This window comes from Xanthomonas sp. MLO165, assembly GCF_018831305.1.
Classification (GTDB): Bacteria; Pseudomonadota; Gammaproteobacteria; order Xanthomonadales; family Xanthomonadaceae; genus Xanthomonas; species Xanthomonas arboricola.
Genome location: NZ_CP029263.1, coordinates 4,488,418 through 4,512,581, shown reverse-complemented (window position 1 = coordinate 4,512,581; position 24,164 = coordinate 4,488,418). Strand labels below are relative to the sequence as shown.

Below are 24,164 nucleotides of genomic sequence, written 5' to 3'. Positions count from 1 at the left end.
TTTCTTCTACTACGGGGGGACGCACTGTGGTGGCCGCTGCTGATTGGACAACGAGGTTTTCCCTTCTCCCATCGGGAGAAGGTGGCGCGCAGCGCCGGAGGAGGGTACGTCGTGGCTGGCAGTGGCGATGCGCGAATTTCCACAGGACGGAGCGAAGCAATGATGGTGGAAGCGACGATAAAAGCTTTTGTGGAAGCCTCGATTTCTGCAGAGGAATTTGAACGCAAGATTCAGTCAGATGCATCCTTCGAACGTCTTCTAAAGAATGAAGTTCAACTTCCTGCCTACATCCAGGAAGCTGATCTCTACACGCATCTGATCAGTCAGGACTACAGCCGGATCGGCTCTGTCTACAATGTTCAAAAACTACTTTGCAGCTTCTTGAAGAAACACGAGGTTGCGCATGTCTGTAGTGAAAAATATGGCGAGTTACTCGAGTTGACACTAAAAGTTCAGCCCAAATGGCTTGATCTTCCATCCTGGTACTTCTCCCTTGCTATCGAAGGTCAGGGCGATAGCAAGGGAAAGGAACTAGTGAGAATTTTAAAAGACAAGATCGCGCAGGATTTTCGTTTCTTGAAATCGGCGCCGAAGTGGCTACAAGGCCCTGATTGGCCTATCGTTGAAGGACGGCCGTTGGTGTTTGTGGGGCAGATCGACATTGGCAGCCTCCGTCACGACACTGCGCAGCTATACATTTTCTATGATGATCACACTGGAGCATTCGTAAATTTCAGCCAGTCCTGCTAGAGGCTGCCGAGCTGGCAATACCAGCGGCCAGCGAAAGTTTTCATGTCATGCGTACACGTGCAACGCATCCGACAGCAGACGAGCGCGTTGCATCTACGCATTGCGGTCGTAAATTGGACATGTAACCGTCACTACGAGCGTGCCGTTGTGCGCTGCCCGATGCATTCACAGCATCATCCGTGACACCCTGCGATCGAATCGAACGCAGAGCAACAGACGGCAGGATGCGCAGAAAATGCGTCGGGCGAGCTCTGCAACCCTGCTTGAGCAACAGTGCGACTGCCGCAGCTGGATTGATCCACATCAACGTCTGCGTCGCTGGACCCTGTCAGGCTGCCATCACCGGCGATGCTGCCAGTCACTTCGGAGATCACCATGTACAAACGTATCCTGATCGCCATCGATGCGTCCGAGTTGTCGCATCGCGGTTTGTTCCAAGGCCTGGAATTGGCCAAGGCCACCGGTGCCAAGGTGGATATCGTCACCGTGTCCGAGCCGTGGGCGATGGGCATGTACGACGCGATGGGCTGGAGCGTGGGCTACGAGGCAAGTCCGGAGTACCGCAAGGAACGCGAAGCTGCCGCAGAGAAGATCCTGCGCCCGGCGCTGGAGCTGGCGGCTGCGGCCAATATCAAGGCCACGTCGCGCCACGTGCTGGACCGCTTCGCCGCCGAAGGCATCGTGCAGACAGCCAAGGACTGCAACAGCGATCTGATCATCATGACCTCGCACGGCCGCCGTGGCATGCGCCGCATGCTGCTCGGCAGCCAGACGGTGGAGGTGCTGACGCACAGTTCGATCCCGGTGCTGGTGATCCGCTGATCGTCGGATGTTTTGCTGCGCCAGAGCAGATGCAAAGCGTCCTACGTTCCAAGTCGCACAATCTCTCGTAGGAGCGCGCCTGAGCGCGACGGGGCGTTATCGGTAAAGCCTCATCGCGCTCAGGCGCGCTCCTACGCGGATTGCGGATTGGAGGTCAGTTTTCCATTGGTGCCGGCCGTGCAAGATGCCGTAACGCGTCGGTATGCAAGGGAGCGGGGCGCACCGGTGGCAGGCCGGCACGCACCGGCGCGTCATCCCGGTGTATGTGCTGGTTGAGCTCACGCAGGAAGCGCCCCACCGGAATGTAGTGTCCGCGGCGTGGCGCATGCGTCGGCGGCGCGGCGCGGCACTGGCGGCGCCAGTGCATCGGCGGCATGCCGAAACGCTGCTGGAAACAGCGTTGGAACTGCCGCTCCGACGCAAAGCCCATCTCATATAGCAGCCAGGTCAGGCTGCACTCCGGGTAGGCTTGCAGGTAACGGTACGCGGCGTACAGGCGCTGCTCGCGGATATAGCTGGCCACGCCCCCGCGCGACTGGAACAGCCGGTACAACGACGCACGCGACAGCCCGAACGCCTGCTGCAGGGACTCGGTACCGAGCTCGGCCTCGCCGATGTGCTGCTCGATGTAGGCCAGCAGACCGCTCATCAGCGGCGCATGCGCCTGCACCGATGCCTGCGGGACGATGGCGCCGTAATAGTTGGTGTTGCGCATGCGGGTGCTGCCTGCGGCCCACTCCCCGGGGCCTGTCATCTGGTCAACCGAGAAAAGCGGCGCCAACCCATCATTGCCTGTCGTGAACCCGGTGCTGCGTCACGCATTGGTGCGATCGACCGCAGTCCAGATCGATCGTCCGGTCCTTTCCTCGCTGCACCGCGACACTGGAAGCGCCTGGCCCGGCCTACGCGTCGGTGTGGTGGCTGATGCGGAGCCAATGGCATCGCATCGAGATCTGGGCTGGCAACGGCCGGCACGGGGTTGCGTGGGGTCGCACTGATTCGCCGCGTCGTGCAGCGCGATGCCGGTCGCCAAGCGAATACCGAGGGCACCACGGCCCGACGACCCGCAGCAAAAGCGGTCGCAGATCACATGCTCGATGTCGCGAGACGATTTGTCGGGTGGTGGGCGGAGCCGCTTCTAAGGTGGTGCAACGGTAGACGCAACAGCCGTCGCAATCACTTCCGTATACCTGCGATTGATCCCGACAGCCATCGGTATCGCGCGCTGGACCGGCAGTCGGACAGCTTGTTCTTGGCGCCTTTGCCGCACACGTTTCAAGCCAGTGCCCGCTCTGCAGGAGACTTCAATGTCGTTCAATATCATCAGTTGCGATGGCGGCGGAATTCGCGGCCTGATCACCGCGATCCTCATCCAGGACCTGGATCAACACAGCAGTATCCTCAGCCACGCCAATTGCTTTGCCGGCACTTCCACTGGCGGCCTGCTTGCGCTGGCATTGGTGAAAAACGTCCCGATCGGCACGATCATCGAGATGTACATGACCAAGGGCGCCAGCATTTTCGAACCCAATGGGTGGTTGCTCGATCAACAGGCGCAGGTGCAACGGCAAGAGGTGGATGCGGCACTGGGAAGCGGGCCGGGCTTCTTCAGCAGTCAGTACAAGAATGATGGCTTGATCCAGATCGCAAGCGGTCTCTTGGGTACAACGCAACTTGCACAAGCGCAGCGCCTCGTCGTCGTCAACGCCGCACGCCTGTGGGATGCGAGCAGTGCAAACTGGATGCCTGCCACGTTCTCCAACGGCGCCAACAATGCGTACAGGCAGATCAGCATGGTCGATGCCGCATTGGCGACGTCTGCCGCGCCAACCTACTTTCCGCCTTATCGGATCGCCGGCACGAACGAGGATTACGGTTTCTTCGCCGACGGCGGCGTGTTCGCCAACAATCCGGCCATGACCGCAGTGGCCGAGGCCATCGCCAGCGGCCAGGTGACCAACATCGGCGATATCCAGCTGCTGTCGCTTGGAACCGGCAGCAGCCCGCAAGGAATTCCGGCCGCCGCGATCGGTAATCCGCTGGGCTGGGGCGCAACATCCTGGCTGCATCCCTGGGCCAGCGGCCCGGTCCCGGCCATGCCGTTGCTGAATCTGACCATGGACGCGACGGCCGAGCTTGCAAGCATCCAGGCCGAGCAGGTGCTGGCCGGCAACTTCAGGCGCGCCAATGTCGAGCTGCAACATCCCTACGCACTGGATGACTGGAAGCATGTCGCCGATCTGGCCAGCCAGACCCAGGCTTACCTGCAGACAGATGCCTGGAAACAGACGCGTGACTGGGTCGCCAGCCGCTGGACATAGGGCGGCTAGCGGATCTATGCGCACGCGCAGCGTGGAGCTTCCGTGCGTGCAGCCGCGTCGGCAGCCCGCTCGCGGCATTCAATCGTTTTGCCCGCAGCCACCAGGCAGCGCGCCGTGCGTGGCGTGCCGGCCCGGCGTTGACCCGGAATCCGGACGCGTTGGCAGCGCCAGCGTCGTCGTTTCCAGGTCGTAGCTGTGTTCCAGCCGGAACACATTGTGTTGGTTTGCCACCAGGAGAAAAAGAATGAGCATTGCATCGCCACATCTGCAGGATGAATCCGGCATCGAATGGACCGACGCCGTCAGTGACAAGGGCATTCCCTATCAGGTCGGGTTTCGCGGCAGCAACCAGGAGACGGTGCCAGCCGATGCTGCAGGTGAAGAAGCGAAGAAAGATTTCGGCATTGCGGTCGCTTGGCCGCTGACCGGAAACAACTGGACCGATACCACCGCAGAGGTCAAATCGATTGCTGCGATTCCTCGCTACAGTCTCGGAGCCTACGGCGGAACCTGGGCCTACATCCTGTATTTCAGCAACACCGAGCACTACGACTACTATTTCTACGACAAGACAGGCGATAGCTATCAGGTCAACACCTATCGCAACGGCGATCACTACGTCCGCTACAACTCGAGTGATCCGGCGATTGCCTTTATCAAAGGCAGCTGATTGCCGGACGTCGGCCAGGCGCCGGCCGCAACGCCGCGATTGCGGCCGGCGTCAATGCATCTCGATCCCGGCAAGGACCTGAAATGTTGTCTCGGTGGGCGTGTCCATCTGCTCCCTGATGTCGAGCGAACGTGGCAGAGGTTGGAAGCGGCATGAGTGCAGGCGCCGCCTCAAACGGTGTGCATGCTCTGGCGACATTCACGACTGCGGCGTCCAGCGACTCAGGGTTGTTTGCCACTGCAGGAGCCGCTAGACCGCAACCGGGTGCGTTGTGCGTCAGTCCCACGTCTGTTGCCACCACCCGCGTCACGATGTCCTGGAAACCCGACGAAGAATGCGGAGTTGCGCATCCAGGGTCGCTGCAGGCTGCGTCAATGGTGTGCCAGGGTGCCGGGTGACCGGCAGCCCATGGCGAGAGGCGAGTCGGGGCAGCCTTCCCAGCCCCGGAAAAAGGGCACTTATCATGGCTATCACGATCCTTTCCGCTGTATACGGTACCGGCAATGCAGGAGTCGATGTCACCCAGCTATGCCAGAGTAGCGTCGATACAGGCAATGACGATATCACCGCAAGCAATACCTTCTTCGGGACCGACCCCGATCCGGGCACAGTCAAAAACTTTGCGATTCTTTACAAGAATCCGGCGTTGAACAATGGGAATCCCATTGCGCTCGGTTGTGCGGAAAATGGCCAGATCGATCTGGTGCCTAATCCGCCTACTGCCAGTACGCCCGTTCCGGTGCCTAGCAACCCCAGTTTTACCGTCGTGCGTGCAATGTACGGGACCGGCAACAACGGTTACGACGTCACCTCGATCTGCCAGTGGCTGCTCAACAACGGCGGCACAGCGATCCCGGTGAGCAACGCGACGTTCGGCGGGGACCCAGATCCCAACGTCAAGAAGAGTTTTGCCATCGTCTACACCGCCGTGGGCGGCGGCGCGCAGCAGTTCCGTGCCGGTGCAGAAGGTTCGACATTGAACTTGAGCTAGTCTTCTTTGAACGGGGATTTACAGAGCTCACATGCCGCACATCAAGCGGACTGTTGGATCCGTGACGGTCCAGTACCTTCTCCCATCAGCGGGGAAGGACTGGAAGGTATGCAACGCAGGAGACGCTGCCGGAAGAGCGCAATACCGGGTCGTGAGGAGCAAAACCCTGTAGCGCAAGGAGCGATATCGTCAATCCGGATCCGGGCAAGCGCAACAACCCGATGGAAGGCACGCTGATCCGCAGCGAACTGGTGGATGCCGTGGCTCTGTGGAAAGGCAGGATCTACGGCCCGGCATCCGGCAAGGCCGGCAATGCCACGCTCACGCATGGGCGGATGGCTTCTTGACGGTGGCGGGCTGCGTGGCCTTCTTCCGTCAGGGGCCGACCTGGTAGCCCGCACCGTGGTGGCTGTCCGACCCGGGCGGCCCGACGCGCGTGGTCGGGGGACCAGGCAGGCGAGCTAAACCGTTTGGTTTTGAAGTGCCTGCCCGGTCGCCAATGCGGGATACTGCGCTCCCACGCAGGCGAGATGGACCGGATGTCCGAGCTGCCGATCACCGAGTTGTTGCAGGCCTGGCAGCGCGACGAGCCCGGCGCGGGCGACGCATTGGCGCGGCAGGTCTACGAGGTGCTGCGCGCCACCGCGTTGCGCGAGCTGCGGCGCGATGTGCGTGCCGGCCTGCAGGCGACCGAGGTGGTGCACGAGGCGTGGATGCGGCTGGAGCAGGGCCAGCAGGCGTTTCGCTCGCGCGCGCATTTCTATGCGGTGGCGGCGCTGCAGATGCGCCATTTGCTGGTGGATCTGGCGCGCCACCATGCCAGCGCCAAGCGGCTGGGGCAGGCAGTGACCTTGACGATCAGCCTGTCCGACGGTACGCCACGGCCGGAGGCCTTGATGGTGGTCGCCGATGCCTTCGACAAGCTGGCGCGGGTGGACGAGCGCAAGGCCAAGGCCTTCGCGCTGACCGAGCTGGTGGGTTTCAGCGTGGCCGAGGCGGCCGAGCAACTGGAGGTGTCGGTGCCGACGCTGGAGCGCGATCTGCGCTTCGCGCGCGTATGGCTGGCGGCGCAGCTGTGAGCGGCGCCGCCACCTCCTGGCAGCGCTTGGAGGCCTTGTTCCATCAGGCCTGTCAGCTGCCGGTAGAGGCGCGCGAGGCATTCGCGCGTGCGCAGGCCGGCGACGATGCGGTCCTGCGCGATGAGTTGCTGGCGATGCTGGCGGTGGAATCGCAGGCCACGCTGCGCGTGCGTGCGCCGTTGCAACAGGCCGCCGCGGCACTGCGCGCGCCGCTGCCGGAACTGCCGGCCGGCACGCGCTTCGGTGCCTGGGCGATCGACCGCCTGATCGGCGCCGGCGGCATGGGCCAGGTCTATCTGGGCCATCGCGCCGACGGTGCCTACGAGCGCGAGGTGGCGATCAAGCTGGTGGCCGCCGAAGCCCTGGATGTGCAGGGCCGGGCCTTGTTCGAATTCGAATGCCGGCTGCTGGCGCAGATGGTGCACCCGGCGATCGCGCAGATCCACGACGTGGGCACCGATGCGCACGGCCGTCCGTATCTGGTGATGGAGTATCTGCGCGGCGAGCCGATCACCTGGTGGTGCGATGCGCACCTGCTATCGCTGCAGGCGCGCGTGCTGCTGATGCTGCGGGTGGGCGAGGCGGTGCAGCACGCGCACCAGAAAGGCGTGATCCATCGCGATCTCAAACCGAGTAACGTGCTGGTCAGCGCGGTCGACGGGCGACCGATGCCGGGCGTGATCGATTTCGGCATCGCCGTCGATGCGTCCAACCCCGGTATGACCTCCGCGCATGGCCGCGGCACGCCCGGCTACATGAGCCCGGAACAGGCGCGCGGCGCGCCGGAGGTGGACGCACGCAGCGACATCTATGCGCTGGGCGCGATGTTCTACGAACTGAGTTGCGGGCTGGTTCCGGTGGCAGACCGCGACGGCGTGCCGCAGCCGCCATCGCAGCGGGTGGCGGCAGTGCCGGCCGATGCGCGCGCGCGGATCTGCGCGGCCCGTTCGACCAGCCACGGCAAGCTGCAGGATCAGCTGCGCGATGGCCTGGATGCGATCGTGCTGCGCGCGTTGGCGCCGGAGCCGGGCGCGCGCTATGCGTCGGTGTCGGCCTTGCTGGAGGATCTGCACCGTTGGCTGGATGGTTATCCGCCAGGCGCGTTGCAGGCCGGCGGCTGGTTGCGGCTACGCAAGTTCACCCAGCGCCATCGCAGCGGCGTGCTGGCTGCTGCACTTGTTTCGATCGCGCTGGTTGCCGGCCTGGGTGCAACACTGTGGTCGCTGCAACACGCAGCGCGCGATGCGCAGCGCGCGCAGGTCACCGGCGACTTCATGGGGTCGGTGCTGTCCAGCGTGGACCCGGGCATTGCGCAGGATCTGGACAAGACGCTGATGCTGCGTGTGCTGCAGCAGGCCTCGCAGCGTGCCGCGCGTGAGTTGGCCGAGCAGCCGGATGCTCGTACGCACGTGGAGCTGACCCTGGGCCGCACGCTGATCGCGCTGGGCGACTATCCGCAGGCGGTGCTGCATCTGCGCATCGCCCAGACCTTGGCGCGGCAGCACATGGGCGCGGCCAGCGTGCCGGCCCTGAAAGCGGCCTCGATGCTTGGCCAGGCGCTGACCGGCGCCGGCAAGGCCAGCGAGTCCGAGCATGTGCTGCGCCAGAGCATCGCGCTGGCGGCAGGCGGCGATGCAGAACAGCAGGCGCTGGGCAACGAGATGCGCGCGCGGCTGGCATGGGCGTTGCGCGACCAGGGCCGCATGGCCGATGCCATGGCAGAGGGCCGGCATGCCTATGTCGCCGCGCTGGCCAACGGCGCCAGCACCGCCGATCAACGCATCGATGCCGGCAATGTCTATGCCGGCCTGCTGGCCGACGTCGGCCAGCTGCTGCCGGCAACCGCCCTGCAGCGCAGCCTGCTGCGCGAGCGTATCGCCATGCGCGGGCCGGAGCACCCGCTGGTGCTGTCGATGCGCAACAGCCTGGCGGTGTTCCTGCTGATGCAACGCGACTTTGCCGCTGCCGAAACCGAACTGGCCTCGTTGCTGCGCCTCACCCGCAAGCTCTACGGCGACAACGCCGCCGACACCTTGATGGTGGAAAGCAACCTGGCCCACGCATTGCGGCAGCAGGGCAAGCTGGCCGACGCCGGCCCGCATTACCGCGTAGTCCTGGAGCGCGCGCGCACCCTGTTCGGCGACGATGCGCCGGCCACCATCGGCTATCGCAGCAACCATGCGTTGTGGCTATTGGACAACGGCCAGCTGAATGCCTCGCTGGCCGAACAGCGCGCGTCGCTGGCGTCGTCCATGCGGATACTGGGCCGTGCGCATCCACAGACTGCCGAGATCCTGCGCGGCCTGTCCGAAGCCGAGCGCAGGCTCGGCCAGCTGGCCGCCGCGCACGACCACGCGCAGCAGGCATTGCAGATTCTGACCGGCATCTACGGCGATGCCGAACAACCCTTGCGCGCCGCACGCCAGACCTTGGCGCTGGTCGCCCCGGCCAAGGCGCTTCCCGCAACCTCCAGCGCAGAAACCATGGAGTCGGTGGCGCAACGCTGAGATGAAGTATCGGGCCGGCCAAGTACCGCCGGCCGACAGCTGCCGCAGGGCGACAGCACAGGCAATCCTTGTCGCCATGCGGCGGCGTACCGAAACCGGCGGGCCATCTCGCCCGGCACTAGGCTGATGTCACCGAAACCAGCGCCGCAAGACCCGCGAGGCTTACGCTCTACGATTCCCGATTCCCGATTCCCGATTCCCGATTCCCGATTCCCGATTCCCGAATCACCAGCTATACAGCTTCCAATACACCTTATTGACCTTGTCCTTCTCCGCATCGGTATGCCCGTCATGATCGCGGTCGTACAGGAAGTAGGGCGCACCGCGGGCAGGCGTCACCCGCACCATTTCCAGCTGGCCGTTGACCCGGTACTCGTCGACCTTGTCGCCGTTGCCCATGGTCTTGCTGGTGACATCGGCACCGGCGGGGATACCGTCGCCGGCAGTACCGCCGGAGGTGGTGGCGCAGCCGCCGAGCAGCAGTAACGGCAGCAGCAAAAGACTCGCTCTCTTCATCGTCGTCATCCGTTCTAGGTCGTCGGCAAGTATGCGCCGGCACGATGTGGCGTGAGCGTGCAGCGTAGAATTGGCGCATGAGCAGATTAGTCCTGATCGACGGGTCCAGTTACCTGTATCGCGCGTTCCACGCGCTTCCGCCGCTGACCAATGCCCAGGGCGAGCCCACCGGTGCCTTGTTCGGCGTGGTCAACATGCTGCGCGCCACCCTGAAGGAACGCCCGGCCTATGTCGCGTTCGTGGTGGATGCGCCGGGCAAGACCTTCCGTGACGATCTGTATGCCGACTACAAGGCCAATCGTCCGTCGATGCCCGACGACCTGCGCGCGCAGGTGCAGCCGATGTGCGACATCGTGCATGCGCTGGGCATCGACATCCTGCGCATCGACGGCGTGGAAGCCGACGATGTGATCGGCACGCTGGCCCTGCAGGCCGCCGCCGACGGCCTGAGCGTGACCATCTCCACCGGCGACAAGGACTTTGCCCAGCTGGTCCGCCCGGGCATCGAACTGGTCAACACCATGAGCGGCAGCCGCATGGATTCGGACGAGGCGGTGATCGCCAAGTTCGGCGTGCGCCCCGACCAGATCGTCGACCTGCTGGCGCTGATGGGCGACACCGTGGACAACGTGCCCGGCGTGGAGAAGTGCGGCCCCAAGACCGCCGCCAAATGGCTGGCCGAATACGACTCGCTCGATGGGGTGATCGCCAACGCCGACAAGATCAAGGGCAAGATCGGCGACAACCTGCGCGCCGCGTTGCCACGGCTGCCGCTCAACCGCGAACTGGTCACCATCAAGACCGACGTGACCCTGGCCAGCGGCCCGCGCGCGCTGGACCTGCGCGAGCCCAACGCCGAAACGCTGGCGGTGCTGTACGCACGCTACGGCTTCACCCAGGCACTGCGCGAACTCGGCGGTGCAGCCGCCCAGGCCGGCCTGCTGACAGAGCCGATGCCGTTGGGAGCCGCCGCTGCCAACGCCCGCACCGAACCCGGCCGCGCGCGCGGTACCGGCTTCGTGTCCGGCCCGGTCAGCGCTCCGGTGGAAGTGGACCCGGCGCTGTCGGCGCCCGGCCAGTACGACACCATCCTGACCCAGGAACAGCTCGACAGCTGGATCGCGCGCCTGCGCGCCGCCGGCCAATTCGCCTTCGATACCGAAACCGACAGCCTGGACCCACTGCAGGCCGACCTGATCGGCCTGAGCGTGGCCGCCGAGCCCGGCCAGGCGGCGTATCTGCCGTTCGGCCACAACTTCCCTGGCGCCCCGGCCCAGCTCGACCGTGCCCAGGCGCTGGCGCAGCTGGCGCCGTTGCTCACCGACCCTGCGGTGCGCAAGCTCGGCCAGCACGGCAAGTACGACCTGCACGTGATGCGCCGCCACGGCATCGCCCTGGCCGGCTACAGCGACGACACCCTGCTGGAGAGCTTCGTGCTCAATTCCGGCAGCGCCCGCCACGATATGGACAGCCTGGCCAAGCGCTACCTGGGCTACGACACGGTCAAGTACGAGGACGTCTGCGGCAAGGGCGCCAAGCAGATCCCGTTTGCCCAGATCAGCCTGGACGACGCCACCCGCTACGCCGCCGAAGATGCCGATATCACCCTGCGCCTGCACCAGGTGCTCGGCCCCAGGCTGGCGGCCGAGCCGGGCCTGGAGCAGGTCTACCGCGACATCGAGATGCCGCTGGTGGAAGTGCTAGCACGCATCGAAGCCAACGGCGTGTGCGTGGACGCGGCCGAACTGCGCCGCCAGAGCGCGGACCTGTCCAAGCGCATGCTCGCCGCCCAGCAGAAGGCCACCGAGCTGGCCGGGCGCAGTTTCAACCTGGATTCGCCCAAGCAGCTGCAGGCGCTGCTGTTCGACGAGCTCAAGCTGCCCGCCGTGGTCAAGACGCCCAAGGGCCAGCCTTCGACCAACGAAGAGGCGCTGGAAGCCATCGCCGACCAGCACGAGCTGCCGCGGGTGATCCTGGAATACCGCGGCCTGACCAAGTTGCGCAGCACCTACACCGACAAGCTGCCGGAAATGATCCACCCGCAGTCCGGGCGCGTGCACACCAGCTACCACCAGGCCGGCGCGGCCACCGGGCGGCTGTCCTCGTCCGATCCGAACCTGCAGAACATCCCGATCCGCACCGAAGACGGCCGCCGCATCCGCCGCGCCTTCGTCGCCCCGGCCGGGCGCAAGCTGATCGCCTGCGATTACTCGCAGATCGAACTGCGCATCATGGCGCACCTGTCTGGCGACCCCGGCCTGGTCGGTGCGTTCGAGTCCGGCGCCGACGTGCACCGCGCCACCGCCGCCGAGGTGTTCGGCCGCACCATCGACACCGTCAGCGCCGACGAGCGCCGCGCCGCCAAGGCGATCAACTTCGGCCTGATGTACGGCATGAGCGCGTTTGGTCTTGCCCGCCAGCTCGGCATCGGCCGCGGCGAGGCGCAGGACTACATCGCGCTGTACTTCAGCCGTTACCCGGGCGTACGCGACTTCATGGAAACCACCCGTCAGCAGGCACGCGACAAGGGCTACGTGGAGACGGTGTTCGGCCGCCGGCTGTATCTGGACTTCATCAACGCCGGCAGCCAGGGCCAGCGTGCCGGCGCCGAGCGCGCCGCCATCAACGCACCGATGCAGGGCACCGCAGCGGACATCATCAAGCGCGCCATGGTCAGCGTGGACGGCTGGATCGCCGACCATGCCGAGCGCGCGCTGATGATCCTTCAGGTGCACGACGAACTGGTATTCGAAGCCCAGACCGATTTCGTCGACACGCTGCTGAGCGAAGTGACCACGCGCATGTCGGCCGCTGCCGAATTACGCGTGCCGCTGGTGGTCGATTCCGGCGTTGGCGATAACTGGGATGAGGCGCACTGACGCAGCAGATAAGGCGGATATGCTGAATGCGCAGACCAGACATAATACGAATCGAGCCTGCGCCGATGGAATGAATAACCGCTAAATTCTACATATTTTTAACAGTTATCTTCACGATCCATCAATGTAGAAAATGGTGTTATATCCCTCGACGGGCGCAACGCCTGTCGGCAGATCTCTCCCATCCCCTGGAGCAGATCTCGGAGCGGAAACTACTCCCCAAGTTTCCGTTCCCTGGCCCCGCCGACCTCCCCCTGGTCTGCGGGGCTTTTTATTTCCGGCCTGCAATTATTTTGCTACGCAACATAACCGGTTCATCGTATTGCACGCTCCACCGGCGTCGCGGGAAATCACAAATTTAAATAGGTCGAATTAACTCAATCGATCAACACAGCGTTTCATTAGCGCTGCGTTTTTAATCGACCGATTCAACCGAGCCAGTCGCGCGGGACCAGATAGTCCATCAGCCGCGCCTCGGCGCTGCCCGGTTCTGGCGTAAAGCCGTATTCCCAGCGCACCCGTGGGGGCAGGCTCATCAGGATGCTTTCGGCCCGCCCGCCACTTTGCAGGCCGAACAAGGTGCCGCGGTCGTAGACCAGGTTGAATTCCACGTAGCGACCGCGGCGGTAGAGCTGGAACTCGCGCTCACGCTCGCCGTAGGGCGTGTCCTTGCGGCGCTCGACGATCGGCAGGTAGGCATCCAGGAAGCCGTCGCCAACCGCGCGCTGGTAGGCGAAGTCGCGTTCGAAATCCTGCCCCAGGTCGTCGAAGAACAGCCCGCCCACGCCACGCGTCTCGTTGCGGTGACGCAGGAAGAAGTATTCGTCGCACCAGCGCTTGTGCGCGGCATAGCGCTCCTCGCCGAATGGCGCGCACAGCGCCTGCGCGGTGCGGTGCCAGTGCAGCACGTCTTCGTCCACCGGATAGAACGGGGTCAGATCGAAGCCGCCACCGAACCAGGCCGCCACCACCTCGCCATCGCGCTCGGCACGGAAGTAGCGCACATTGGCGTGGGTGGTGGGGATGTGCGGGTTGTGCGGGTGGAACACCAGCGACACGCCGCAGGCGCGCCACGTCGCCCCTGCCAGCTCTGGCCGGTGCGCACTGGCCGAAGGCGGCAGGCGCGAGCCGGACACGTCCGAAAACCCGATGCCGGCCTGCTCGAACACCGCGCCATCGCGCAGGATGCGGGTGCGCCCGCCACCGCCTTCCTCGCGCTGCCACAGGTCTTCGGCAAAACGCGCGCTGCCATCGATGGCTTCCACGGCAGCGCAGATACGGTCCTGCAGGCCGGTCAAATAATCGCGTACACGGTCGAATTCGTTCATGCCACGATTCTAAGCGGTGCATCGCGCTTCATGCAGTCGGGCAAACGCGCCCGTTTGTCGCAGGGCGAGGCGCTGCGGCGTGTAGGTGTAGGCATCGGGTACTTGGCCAGGCAGGCTTTGCCGGCTCGTCCCACGCCAGGATTCATATGCCGGCTGTTTTCTAGTTGGGACCGGGCAGTGTGGGCGAGGCAGAAGCAGCAGAAGCGGAAGAGGAAGCAGAAGCAGGGCATGCGATCGGCGGTCTGGCTGCAGGCCCTTGCCCGCCCACCCCCGCAGGACACGCCGCAAGTACGTCCGTGTAGGCTCTTACGCGGCATCCATGCCGCGTAAGGTCCCGCGACGGTGGGCGGACAAGGACCCGTCGAGCTGGTCGGTGTGCATGGTTTTCAACAGAACCGCCTGCGACCGGTGCGGTGTCCTCCCCGCGTCCTGAAAGCTGAGTTTGCTGCAGGGCCCTTGCCCGCCCACCCTCGCAGGACACGCCGCGAGTACGTCCCTGTAGGCGCTTACGCGGCATCCATGCCGCGTAAGGTCCCACGACGGTGAGCGGGCAAGGACCGCCGGAGATGGTTGGTGTGCAGGTTGCAAGCAGAGCATGACGGTGTTGTCGTGACAGCGCGCCCAATCAGTTTCCCAAGACGAGCCTAGCAATCAACGGGCTTTCAATGAAGCAACCTAAGTACATCCTGGTGCGATGTCCTTACCGGCTCCGGGACCCTTGGCGGCATGGATGCTGCCAGGAGGCCTCTACAGACGGATTTACGGCGTGTCCGGGAAGTGGGTGAGGGCATCGCGCCCTCGACTCACCGGGCTTGTGATTCAAGCCTCGTGCCGTGTCTAACCGTCGCCACGGCTCGACGTCTCGATTCCCTCATCCGTTGCGCTCGCGCGAGGCGGCAAATTCGGCGCGCACTGCGGGCGTGCACAACCGCCATGCCAGCGCTGCGTGGAGACAGCCGATTGCCAGCACGCCCAGGCCTGTCAGCAGCAACGCCGCCTGGCGGGTTGCCTGCAGGCGTGCCTGCAGCTGCGGCCACTCGGGGCTGTGCACGACATCGGCAGGCAGCATCGCCTGCACGCCCTCGAACAACGGCCCGATCAACGCCAGGCCACCGACATTGAGCAGTGCGGTCACCAGCAACACCGCCACGAACCCGACCCGCGCCCACTCGCGTCGCTGCAGCAAGGCCCAGCTCAACCATGCGAAGGCCACCGACAGCACCACGCCTACGACGGACAATGACAACGCATGATCGATCAACCACTGCAACGAGGTGGGCAGGCTGATCCCTTTGGGCAAGCCCAGCGCCGCCGCGTCGGGCATCAGCACGATCATCGCGATCTGCAGCAGGTTGGACATCGCGCTGACGACACCCAGCAGCAGGGACACCCATGCCAGCGGCGTGACGAAGCCGCCGCGCGGTCGAGGGCGCGGTGTCGGCGCGCTCATTGCAGCGATGCGATATGGGCGGCCACGGCGGCCTGGCCATCCGGATCCAGGGCCGGCTGCAGTTGCGCGTACCAACCGGGCAGCGCGTCGGCCGGCAGGCACTGGCGCAACAACGGTGTGCTGCGCTCCAGGAAGGCTTCGAAGAAGGGCAGCCCGCGCACGTAGAGGAAGTGGCTGTCGGTGATCGACATGCCGGCGTAGGCCTCGCGCAACCACTCCAGATGCGGCAACGCGTGCGCGCCGTGACCGGCGCGGGTCAGCGCGGTGAGGAAACTGGTGCGTGCGGTGGCCGGCGAGGTGGAGCGCTCCTGCGCATTCAGATCGTCGAAGGTCAGCAGCCACTGTTCGCCACGATCGATCTCGTTGCACATCACCGAAGTGGTCGCCAACTGCAATGCGTTGTGCGCGGTGGGCTCCAGTTCGTACAGCGCCAGCCAGTGCGGGTATGCCTCGCGGTAGCGGTCCAGCGCGCTCAATGCCAGTGCGCAAAGACGTTGTGCGTCGGCACCCAGGTGCAGCTGCGCTTGCGCAGCGTTGTAGGCGCCCAGCTGATCGCCGCGCTGGAACAGGCTCAGTGCGGGCTGCAATGCCGGGTCGATCTGGACCTCGGTATCGGTGCCATCGGTTGCAGCTGCCGGCGCTGCGGTCGGTTCGGCTCGGGGCGTCTTCGCCACCGGGGTCTTGCGTCCAAACAAACGGTCCCACAGGCCCATCGCGATTACCTTCTGCGCGCCGCGAATCGGAAACCGCTGCGGTGCCGGCGGCGCTCCGGTCGGGCGGCGGGCCGGCAAAGGGGAGCGCAATGCGCCAGCGATCTGCCGATCCTGCGCCAAGCTTAGGGCCAGTTGCGTACGTGCAGGTGAGTGCCGGGCAGGGTGACGCATGGCGATGGCTACCGTGGCAGCGCATCACGCGTGCAACCTGGGCGATCTGTCGCTTGCTGCAGCACGGGGATGCCGGCGCCGCGCGCGATGTCATCGACCGGGCGATGCAGCACGCATCGCCCGGCCGCAGCGGCATGGCTTACGGCTTCACCTGCTCATTGAACAGCTTGAGGATGCGCTTGTATTCGTCCAGCCACGAATCGGCACGCGTAAAGCTGTGGCGTTCCAGCGGATACGGTGCCACCTGCCAGTTGTCCTTGTGCAGCTCCATCAACTTCTGGGTCATGTCGACCGAGTCCTTGAAGAACACGTTGTCGTCGATCATGCCGTGCGCGATCAGCAGATGGTCGCGCAGCCCATCTGCGTAATTGATCGGCGATGAGGTCTTGTAGGCCTCGGGATCGAGCTCGGGCGTGTTGAGGATGTTGGAGGTGTACTCGTGGTTGTACTGCATCCAGTCGCCGACCGGACGCAGCGCCGCGCCGGCCTTGAAGGTGCCGGGGCTGCGGAACAGCGCCATGTAGGTCATGAAGCCGCCGTACGAGCCGCCGTAGATGCCGGCACGCGCGCGGTCGCCCTGCTTCTGCGTCACCAGCCACTCCAGCCCGTCCAGATAGTCTTCCAACTCCGGGTGGCCCATGTTGCGGTAGATCGCGGTGCGCCAGTCGCGGCCATAGCCTTCCGAGGCGCGGTAGTCCAGGTCCAGCACGATGTAGCCCTGCTGCACCAGCAGGTTGTGGAACATCTGCTCGCGGAAATACGGCGTGTAGCGCTGCGAGACGTTCTGCAGATAGCCCGCGCCGTGCACGAACATCACGATCGGATACTGCTTGCCGGGCTCGGGGTTCTGCGGCCCGTAGTACTTGCCCCAGACCGTGCCGGCGCCATGCCTGGACGGTACCTGCACGTACTGCGGCGCGATCCACGGCTGCGCCTTGAACGCGGGCGTGCGGGTGTCGGTCAGCAGCGTGGCCTGGCCGCCTGCGGCCGGCACCACCGCCAGCTGCGGTGGCAGGTAGCTGCCTGAATAACGCACCAGCAGTTGCTGCCCGTTCGGCGACAGGCTGAAGCCTTCCACGCCATTCAACGCAGTGACCTCGCTGAGCTGGTCGCTGCGCAGGTCCAGCTTGCACACCTCGTAATCGCCCGGCCATTTCTGGTTGCACAGGAAGAACATGCTGCTGCCGTCGGCGCTGGGCACCGGCATCGACACTTCCCACTTGCCGCGCGTGCGCTGGCGCGGCTTGCCGTTGCCTTCCACCGTGTACAGCTGCGAATAGCCGGATTCTTCCGACAGCAGCCACAGCGTGCGGTTGTCGGGCAGCCAGCCGAAATCGTTGAAGTCCCAGTTGATCCAGGCGCTGTCGCTCAGGCGATGCCGCGGCTGCAACGTGGCGTTGGCCAGGTCCACGCTGGCGATCCAGCGGTCCTTGTTGTCCACCGCGCGAATCTCCACCGCCACGTTGCGCCCGTCGTCGCTCCAGTGCACCGCCGGCCCGCTGCCGTCGCCGTCGCTTTCCACACGGACGGCGCGGTTGCCCTTGAGCGCGTCTCGCTTGGCGGCCTTGCGCAGCGCGGCCAGCGGGTCGGTGGCGATACCCGGCAGGGTGTCGAAGGACAGCGGTCTTGCAGTGCCGGCGCTGACATCGACCAACCACAGCGCATGCGCCACCGGCGCATTGCGACCGACGCGAGTGCGCACTTCCTGGAATTCCTCGTAACCGGATTCGGTCACGTACTTGGGCATCTTGCCGGCCTGGCCCTCTTCGGCACCCTTGGCCTGGGTGACCACCAGCAGGTGGCGGCCGTCCGGCGACAACGCGCTGTCGACGATCTCCACCTCATCGCCCAGGTACACCGGTGCTGCCGCACGCGTGGCATCGGCGCGACGCCAGGCGTCTTCCTGGGTGCGTAACGCATCGCGCTGCTCACGGTCGCGCCGCAGCGTGGCCAGCGTGGCCAGCTGCTGCTCGCGCAACACATCGGCCTTGGGCGCAGCGTTGGGATCGCGCTCGGCCTTGACCACTGCAACCTGCGCAGTGCCACCGTCGGCGCGCCAGTGGTACCAGTTGTTGCCCGCGCGCCAGATCGCACCGCCATCGCTGGCAAATTGCGGCCGCGATTCGACCTCGTTGCTGCGGGTCAGCTGGGTCAGTGCGCCGGAGCGCAAATCGCGCAGGAAGATGTCGCCATTGCGCGCGAACAGCATGCGCTGGCGGGTCGCGTCGTAGCTCGGGTTATCCGCATCCAGGCCGGCGCGTGCGTTGTCGGCCACGCGTTCGGCGCTGCCGCCGCCGGCGCCCTGGCGATAGGTGTCGCGCACCGGGAAACCGTTGCGTTTGAGCAGGTATTGCACCTGTTTGCCGTCCCACTGCCACCAGGCCTGATCCACCGACGGCCCGATCCAGTCCGGATCGGCCATCACCTGTTCGATGGTGAGCGGTGTGGCGGATTGCGCATGCGCGGTGACAGCCAGCAACAACAAGGACAGCGGCAACAATCTGGGCATCGGTAACAACTGGACGCAACGAGGAGCGGACAAGCCTAGCAGCTCGCTTCCGCCGGGGGCTTGGGCCACAGGTCATGTGCGCGTGGAGGCGAGTGCGTTATCGAACAGGCAAGGCATGGACGAGTGGCGGACGCGACCACAAGCGGTTGTGCGCGCGTTGGCTCGCACGGGCGTACGCGCTTGACGGCCAATGCACGCCAGCTGCAATGCGCTGCTGCAATGAGTTGGAATGCGCTTGGCGCACGGGCCTTGCCAAGGTTCCCGACCGCCGCTTCCGTGGCGCAGCCGGAAACCTCCCGACTTGCCAGCAGGGCAGGTGGCGGCCAAGCTAGCGCGCTTTTGCGATTGCCGGTTCCCATGTCCAGCCTGCCTGTTCCTGCCGTTTCCCACCCGATGGCCGTCGGCGCGCCCGGCCGGCCGCTGGCCTGGCGCGCGGGGCAGTCGGTCGATCTGGCCACCTTCATTGCACACGTGCATGGCCTGGCGCAGCTATTGCCGGACGGTCGCCACGCGGTGAATCTGTGCGAAGACCGCTATCGCTTCATGGTCGCGTTCTATGCGTGCGCATTGCGCGGTCAGGTGTCGCTGCTGCCGTCCTCGCGCGCGCCGGCCGTGGTTGGCGAGGTGCAGGCGCGGCATGCCGATGCCTACTGCCTGGGCGATCTGGCACTGGAGCTGGCACCGCCGCGCTATTGGCAGCTGCCGGCCGAGTTGCCGCAGGCCGCAGGCCCGATTCCGCAGCTGGCCGACGATGCCCTGGTGGCCATCGGCTTCACTTCCGGCAGCACCGGCAGCCCGCAGCCCAACCCCAAGACCTGGGGCAGCTTCCTGACCAGTACGCGTCAGGATCTGGTCGCGCTGGAAAGCCTGTGGGCGCACACCGATGCGGTGCCGCACGTGGTCGCCACGGTGCCGCCGCAACATATGTACGGCATGGAACTGTCGGTGCTGCTGCCGATGGTGACCGAGCTTGCGGTGCATGCGGGCCGCCCGTTCTTTCCGGACGATGTGGCGCGCGCGCTGTCGGACATTCCTGCCCCGCGCGTGCTGGTGACCACGCCGGTGCACCTGCGCGCGCTGGTCGAATCCGGCGTGGCGTTGCCGCCGCTGGTCGGCATCGTCTCGGCCACCGCGCCGTTGGCGCAGGACGTGGCCGCGGCCGCCGAAGCGCGGTTTGGCGGCGAGGTACGCGAAATGTTCGGTTCCACCGAAACCTGCGTGTTCGCGGTGCGCCGCACCGCGCTGGAGGCGGCGTGGACACCGCTGCCCGGTGTGCGCCTGGAAACGCAGGCGGCAGGCACCTTGGTGCACGCACCGCATCTGGCCACGCCGGTGCTGCTGGCCGACATGATGGACGTGGCTGCCGACGGCACCTTCCAGGTGCGCGGCCGGCAGGCCGATCTGCTGGAAATCGCCGGCAAACGCGCCTCGCTGGCCGATCTGACCCGTCGCCTGCTGGCCATCCCGGGCGTCGTCGACGGCACCATCGTGCAGCTCGCACCCGAGCCCGGTCAGGCAGTCGGCCGCATCGCCGCACTGGTGGTCGCCCCGACCCTGGACGAAGCGCAGATCCTCGCCGCCCTGCGCGTCAGCGTCGACCCGGTGTTCCTGCCGCGCCGCCTGCGCAAACTCGCCGCCCTGCCACGCAACGAAACCGGCAAGCTGCCACGCGATGTGGTGCTGGGTTTGCTCAACGGCTGAGCGCAGGCCTCGCCACGGAGCATTGCTGCTGCGTGGCTGCAGCGGGCATCAGTACTGATGACCGCAATCGCTCACCCATGCACCCCATCGATCTCCACCGCCAGCTCGTCGCGGCAGATCACCGCGTGCAGCAGCAGACGCGGCACCGCGTCGCCGAAGCGGGCGTCCAGGGCCTGCGCGACCTTGGGTAGATCGTCCTGCTCGCGCACGTAGACCTTCAGGCGGGTACCGGCGCCGAACTGCGTGGGCAGGGCGGGGGCATGCTGGCGGGCGGCACCCAGCAGGGCGTCGAAGTTGGCGAAGGTCTCTTCCAGCTGCGCCAGCAACTGGCCGGTGTGCATCGAGGCATGCCCGACCACCGCGGCGGTGCCTGACAGCAGCAGCGGCATGTCGCTGCCGGCCGGCGGCAGCATGGCGCGCGCGAAACTCGGCGGCTGCGGGCCGTACTGGCGCGGGTAGTTGTAGGCGCTGACCTGGCGCGGGTTTTCCAGCGGGGTGCCGGCGTCGCTGGCGGCCAGCCAGTAGATCTGGATGATGCGCTCGGCATCGCAGCGTCCCACCGCGGTGGCGGCCGGCAATTGCGCATTGTCGAAGGCGCCCAGGCCGCGCGCACGGCCCACGCAGAACTGCCGGTAGCGTTCGCGGTCGCCACTGCCCAGGGTGATGGCGTCCAGATAGTTCCAGATACGCAGCAGGCGCGGGGTCTGGCTGCGGGTGACGAAGGCGGTGATTTCCGCATAGGCCTTGGCGGCGGCGGCTTCGATATCGACATCCTGCTCGTCGATTTCGATCACGCCGAACTGCAGGCGGCCGTCGCTGGCCCAGGCGATGTTGCCATCGCGGCCGCTGTGCACCGCCGCGTCGGTCCGCCACACTTCCAGCACGTCGGCGTGGTACGGCTGCAGCGGCACGCGCAGGTAGCGGGGGTCGTCCAGGCGCGGCGCCGCCGTGCCGAAGCCGAACACGGCCAGCACCTGCGGGTCGGCCAGCAGTGCAGACGGGTCGGTCTGATCGACATAGTCGACCTGCAGGCGGGGATGGCGCACGGTGTGCGTGGTCTGGGCCGGGGAAGCGGTCATCGTGTGTCTCGTTGTTGCATGTCGCGTTGCAAGGTGTCGCCATCGAAGCCGAGCGTGGCCTGACGTCGGCGTTGGCGCCAGGACTGCCAGGCGCGCGGCATCATCGACAAGGTGGTCAGTGCATAGATGGCGCGGAACGCGCGCAGACGCAGGCGCACCCTGGGGCTGTCGAATACGTCGCCGGCCAGCATCGCCACCACCGCTTCCTCGATCTGCCAGGTGTTCTGCGGTTGTGCGAACAGGGCGCGCATGGTCGGTGAGGTGAAGCGGTAGATGAACCACTTGAACTCGTCCACGCCGCGCTTGAGCTCGCGCTGCAAGGCGCGCTGCAGTCTTGCCTCGTGCTGCGGCATGCGCAGAACCTGGTCCACCATCGCCGCACCGCGCTCGGCGCTGTGCATGGCCAGGAACACGCCGGACGAAAACATCGGGTCGACGAAGGTGTAGGCATCGCCCAGCATCAACCAGCGCGGGCCGGACATGCGCGTGCATTCGTAGGCGTAATTGCCGGTGGCATGCACCGGGGCCACGCGTTCGGCGCCGAGCATGCGCGCGCTGAGCTCGGTATTGAGCGCAAGCGTGCGCATGAAAAAGCCCTCGCTGTCGCCTTTGCGGGTCTTCATGTATTCCGGGTAGCAGACCGCGCCCACGCTCATGATGTCGTCCGGCAACGGGATCAGCCACATCCAGCCATGCGCATGGCGATAGATGCTGATGTTGCCGGCATCCTCGCCCGGTCGGCGCGTCACGCCGCGGAAATGGCTGAACAATGCGGCCGATTGATGCCTGGCATTGGCGCGCTTGAGCTTGAGGCGGTTGCCCAGGAAGGTGTCGCGGCCGCTGGCATCGAGCAGGTAGCGCGGGCGGAACTGCTGCGCACCCGCCACGCCCTGCGCCTGCAGCACCGGCTGCTGCCCGTCGAACTCCACCGCGTCGACCTTGACCTGGTCGCGCGCATCCACGCCCACCGCCCGCGCGCGCTCGAACAGCACCTGGTCGAACTGCGCACGCGGCACCTGGAAGGCGAAATCGGCCTTGGCCTCCAGCGCATGCGAGAAACGGAAGGTGTTGTAGCCGCCGCTGTCGTTGGGAAAGTCCGCACCGCGCTTGAGCACGCCGATGCTGCGCACCTCTTCCAACACGCCCAGGCGTTCGAGAATCGGCATGTTCATCGGCAGCAGCGACTCGCCGATATGGAAGCGCGGATGCTGCGCCTTCTCCAGCAAGGTCACCTGCCAGCCCTGCTGGGCCAGGACGATGGCCGCCGCGCAGCCCGCCGGCCCGCCGCCGATGATCAGGACATCCGGACACTCGGGTCCGGGGGCCGGCCCGGCTGCCGGCTTGGCGGTCGGGGTAGGGCCAACAGCGGTGGAAGTCATCCTGGAACGAACCTGCAGCGGGCGAGCGTCATGCAGTCATGATAGCCTGACCGGCGGCCCGGACAGCTATGCCGGCCGCCGACTCGCTGTTGCAGACCGATCGACACCCTCGCCAATGCGGCCGCAACGCCGGTGCGGCGGGCGCTCGGAATCGGCCGGCACGGCAACGTACACTGTCTGTGTTCCGCAGCATCGCCGATGCCGACCTGACGGTTGTCTGCGCCGCTGTGGTTGTTCTGCAATTTCGCTGTGAATCTGTTGCCCGACCCTCACCTGGAAGCTCTCTGGATGTCCTCGCAAACCGCTGCCGAACGTGAACTGGCCGAACTCCTGGTCGAAAGCCTGAACCTGGAAGACGTCCAGCCCGCCGACATCGACCCGGAGGCGCCGTTGTTCAATACCGGGCTGGGACTGGATTCGATCGACGCGCTGGAACTGGCGCTGGCGATCAGCAAGCGCTATGGCTTCCAGCTGCGCTCGGACAATGACGAGAATCGTCGCATCTTCGCGTCGCTGCGCGCATTGTCGGCGCATGTCGAAGCCAACAAGACCGTCTGAGGTCGCGACCGCCGCGCCCGGCGATGCGCCCCCGTGGGTGCTGGGGCTGGGCGTGTTGCTGGCGGTGGCGTATTCGCCGCTGGCGCACTGGGCCAACGCCAGCCATCGCCCGGAGCTGGCCGTCATCGCCGGTGGCTTGCTGGTGCTGATGGTGCTGATCGAACCGATGGTCGCGCGCCGCGCCTGGGCTTGGGCGCTGGCCGTGCTGACCTTGCTGGGCCTCAGTGCGTTGTGGCACTCGCCGTACGCGATGCTGGTGCTGGCCGCGCCGCCGGTGGTGTTCACCGGCTGGGTCGCCTGGTTCTTCGGTCGCAGCCTGCGCCGTGGGCGCACGCCGTTGATCACGCGCATCGTCGAGGGGCTGTATCGCCAGGCCGGCATGCCGATCACTCCGGAGCAGTACCGCTACACGCGCCGCCTCACCCTGGCCTGGGCGCTGCTGCTGTGCGCGCTGACCCTGGTCAACCTGGTGCTGGGCCTGTGCGCCGAACCCAGTGGCGTGCTGACGCAACTGGGTTATGTCTCGCCGCTGCCGATCAGCGACGCGCGCGCATCGTTGTTCGCCAATCTGCTGGCGTACGGGGTGGTTGGCGGGTTCTTTGTAGGCGAATATCTATTGCGCGGCCGCTGGTTTCCACAGCGCCCCTATCGTAATCTGCCAGACTTCTTGCGCCAGATGGCGCGGCTCGGGCCGGAATTCTGGCGCGATCTGCTGCGCTGAGTGCGTGGCCAGGGGCAGCG

The 24,164-nt window shown here is 65.7% G+C and carries 21 protein-coding genes; 12 read left to right on the top strand and 9 right to left on the bottom strand.

Translation table 11 applies throughout. The features are described 5' to 3' along the window. Positions 1-111 precede the first annotated feature (111 nt). A complete protein-coding gene (locus DGN21_RS19000; protein ID WP_146091173.1) occupies positions 112-750 on the top strand; it encodes a hypothetical protein in 639 nt (212 codons plus the stop codon). 375 nt (positions 751-1,125) lie between these two features. Beyond that, positions 1,126-1,572 carry a universal stress protein gene (locus tag DGN21_RS18995; RefSeq protein ID WP_184551837.1) on the top strand — a complete coding sequence of 149 codons (447 nt, stop codon included), beginning with the start codon at positions 1,126-1,128 and terminating at the stop codon, positions 1,570-1,572. A 154-nt stretch (positions 1,573-1,726) separates the two neighbouring features. On the opposite strand, the gene tagK is transcribed toward DGN21_RS18995, so the two are convergent. Next, entirely contained in the window at positions 1,727-2,353 is a 627-nt protein-coding gene (tagK, locus tag DGN21_RS18990; protein WP_184551836.1) for a transcriptional regulator TagK, read from the bottom strand. A 415-nt stretch (positions 2,354-2,768) separates the two neighbouring features. Between tagK and DGN21_RS18985 the strand changes: the two genes are divergently transcribed. Further along, on the top strand, positions 2,769-3,893 hold the full coding sequence (locus DGN21_RS18985) for a patatin-like phospholipase family protein (RefSeq protein ID WP_252374672.1): 1,125 nt from the start codon (positions 2,769-2,771) through the stop codon (positions 3,891-3,893). 78 nt (positions 3,894-3,971) lie between these two features. On the opposite strand, the gene DGN21_RS18980 is transcribed toward DGN21_RS18985, so the two are convergent. Next, a complete protein-coding gene (locus DGN21_RS18980; RefSeq protein ID WP_160954434.1) occupies positions 3,972-4,145 on the bottom strand; it encodes a hypothetical protein in 174 nt (57 codons plus the stop codon). On the opposite strand from DGN21_RS18980, the gene DGN21_RS18975 reads away from it, so the two are divergent. From DGN21_RS18975 to DGN21_RS18955, 5 genes are all read left to right on the top strand, one after another. After that, positions 4,138-4,563 carry a hypothetical protein gene (locus DGN21_RS18975; RefSeq protein ID WP_024937547.1) on the top strand — a complete coding sequence of 142 codons (426 nt, stop codon included), beginning with the start codon at positions 4,138-4,140 and terminating at the stop codon, positions 4,561-4,563. The genes DGN21_RS18980 and DGN21_RS18975 overlap by 8 nt on opposite strands. 463 nt (positions 4,564-5,026) lie before the next feature. Beyond that, entirely contained in the window at positions 5,027-5,554 is a 528-nt protein-coding gene (locus tag DGN21_RS18970; protein ID WP_104628246.1) for a hypothetical protein, read from the top strand. Between the two features lie 221 nt (positions 5,555-5,775). Next, positions 5,776-5,901, top strand: coding sequence for a hypothetical protein (locus DGN21_RS18965; RefSeq protein WP_215825248.1), 126 nt, complete (start codon positions 5,776-5,778; stop codon positions 5,899-5,901). A gap of 192 nt (positions 5,902-6,093) precedes the next feature. Next, on the top strand, positions 6,094-6,633 hold the full coding sequence (gene ecfK, locus DGN21_RS18960; RefSeq protein ID WP_046346102.1) for an ECF-type sigma factor EcfK: 540 nt from the start codon (positions 6,094-6,096) through the stop codon (positions 6,631-6,633). Then, on the top strand, positions 6,612-9,140 hold the full coding sequence (locus tag DGN21_RS18955) for a serine/threonine-protein kinase (protein WP_215825029.1): 2,529 nt from the start codon (positions 6,612-6,614) through the stop codon (positions 9,138-9,140). Before ecfK ends, DGN21_RS18955 begins: the two co-directional genes overlap by 22 nt. A gap of 225 nt (positions 9,141-9,365) precedes the next feature. Here the strand turns inward: DGN21_RS18955 and DGN21_RS18950 are convergent, their stop codons facing one another. Then, a complete protein-coding gene (locus DGN21_RS18950) occupies positions 9,366-9,656 on the bottom strand; it encodes a DUF2782 domain-containing protein (RefSeq protein WP_026064381.1) in 291 nt (96 codons plus the stop codon). A 77-nt stretch (positions 9,657-9,733) separates the two neighbouring features. Here DGN21_RS18950 and polA point away from each other — a divergent pair, with 77 nt between their 5' ends. Then, entirely contained in the window at positions 9,734-12,535 is a 2,802-nt protein-coding gene (gene polA, locus DGN21_RS18945) for a DNA polymerase I (RefSeq protein WP_184551833.1), read from the top strand. Between the two features lie 428 nt (positions 12,536-12,963). Here the strand turns inward: polA and hemF are convergent, their stop codons facing one another. The 4 genes from hemF to DGN21_RS18925 all read right to left on the bottom strand — a co-directional run bounded on the left by hemF (position 12,964) and on the right by DGN21_RS18925 (position 18,697). Continuing rightward, complete coding sequence (gene hemF / locus DGN21_RS18940) at positions 12,964-13,863, bottom strand: oxygen-dependent coproporphyrinogen oxidase (RefSeq protein ID WP_024937543.1); 900 nt, start codon at positions 13,861-13,863, stop codon at positions 12,964-12,966. An 871-nt stretch (positions 13,864-14,734) separates the two neighbouring features. Next, positions 14,735-15,313, bottom strand: coding sequence for a hypothetical protein (locus tag DGN21_RS18935; protein WP_184551832.1), 579 nt, complete (start codon positions 15,311-15,313; stop codon positions 14,735-14,737). Next, complete coding sequence (locus DGN21_RS18930; protein ID WP_184551831.1) at positions 15,310-16,026, bottom strand: hypothetical protein; 717 nt, start codon at positions 16,024-16,026, stop codon at positions 15,310-15,312. Before DGN21_RS18930 ends, DGN21_RS18935 begins: the two co-directional genes overlap by 4 nt. A 310-nt stretch (positions 16,027-16,336) precedes the next feature. Next, positions 16,337-18,697: a S9 family peptidase gene (locus DGN21_RS18925; protein WP_184551854.1), complete on the bottom strand. Its 2,361-nt coding sequence runs from the start codon at positions 18,695-18,697 to the stop codon at positions 16,337-16,339. 366 nt (positions 18,698-19,063) lie between these two features. On the opposite strand from DGN21_RS18925, the gene DGN21_RS18920 reads away from it, so the two are divergent. Further along, positions 19,064-20,407 (top strand): AMP-binding protein, encoded by a 1,344-nt coding sequence (locus DGN21_RS18920; protein WP_179466061.1) that lies wholly within the window; start codon positions 19,064-19,066, stop codon positions 20,405-20,407. 71 nt (positions 20,408-20,478) lie between these two features. On the opposite strand, the gene DGN21_RS18915 is transcribed toward DGN21_RS18920, so the two are convergent. Together DGN21_RS18915 and DGN21_RS18910 are read right to left on the bottom strand one after the other, a co-directional pair. Beyond that, positions 20,479-21,486, bottom strand: a complete 1,008-nt coding sequence (locus DGN21_RS18915; RefSeq protein ID WP_181140995.1) for a pteridine-dependent deoxygenase — start codon at positions 21,484-21,486, stop codon at positions 20,479-20,481. Next, the gene (locus tag DGN21_RS18910; RefSeq protein WP_215825028.1) at positions 21,483-22,865 is read right to left on the bottom strand and encodes an FAD-dependent oxidoreductase; all 1,383 of its coding nucleotides are present in this window, start codon (positions 22,863-22,865) and stop codon (positions 21,483-21,485) included. The genes DGN21_RS18915 and DGN21_RS18910 overlap by 4 nt, the downstream gene beginning before the upstream one ends. A 288-nt stretch (positions 22,866-23,153) precedes the next feature. On the opposite strand from DGN21_RS18910, the gene xanC reads away from it, so the two are divergent. Continuing rightward, positions 23,154-23,423 carry a xanthomonadin biosynthesis acyl carrier protein XanC gene (xanC, locus tag DGN21_RS18905; RefSeq protein ID WP_011260626.1) on the top strand — a complete coding sequence of 90 codons (270 nt, stop codon included), beginning with the start codon at positions 23,154-23,156 and terminating at the stop codon, positions 23,421-23,423. Between the two features lie 37 nt (positions 23,424-23,460). Beyond that, positions 23,461-24,144, top strand: coding sequence for a hypothetical protein (locus tag DGN21_RS18900; protein WP_024937536.1), 684 nt, complete (start codon positions 23,461-23,463; stop codon positions 24,142-24,144). The last annotated feature ends 20 nt before the right edge of the window (positions 24,145-24,164 follow it).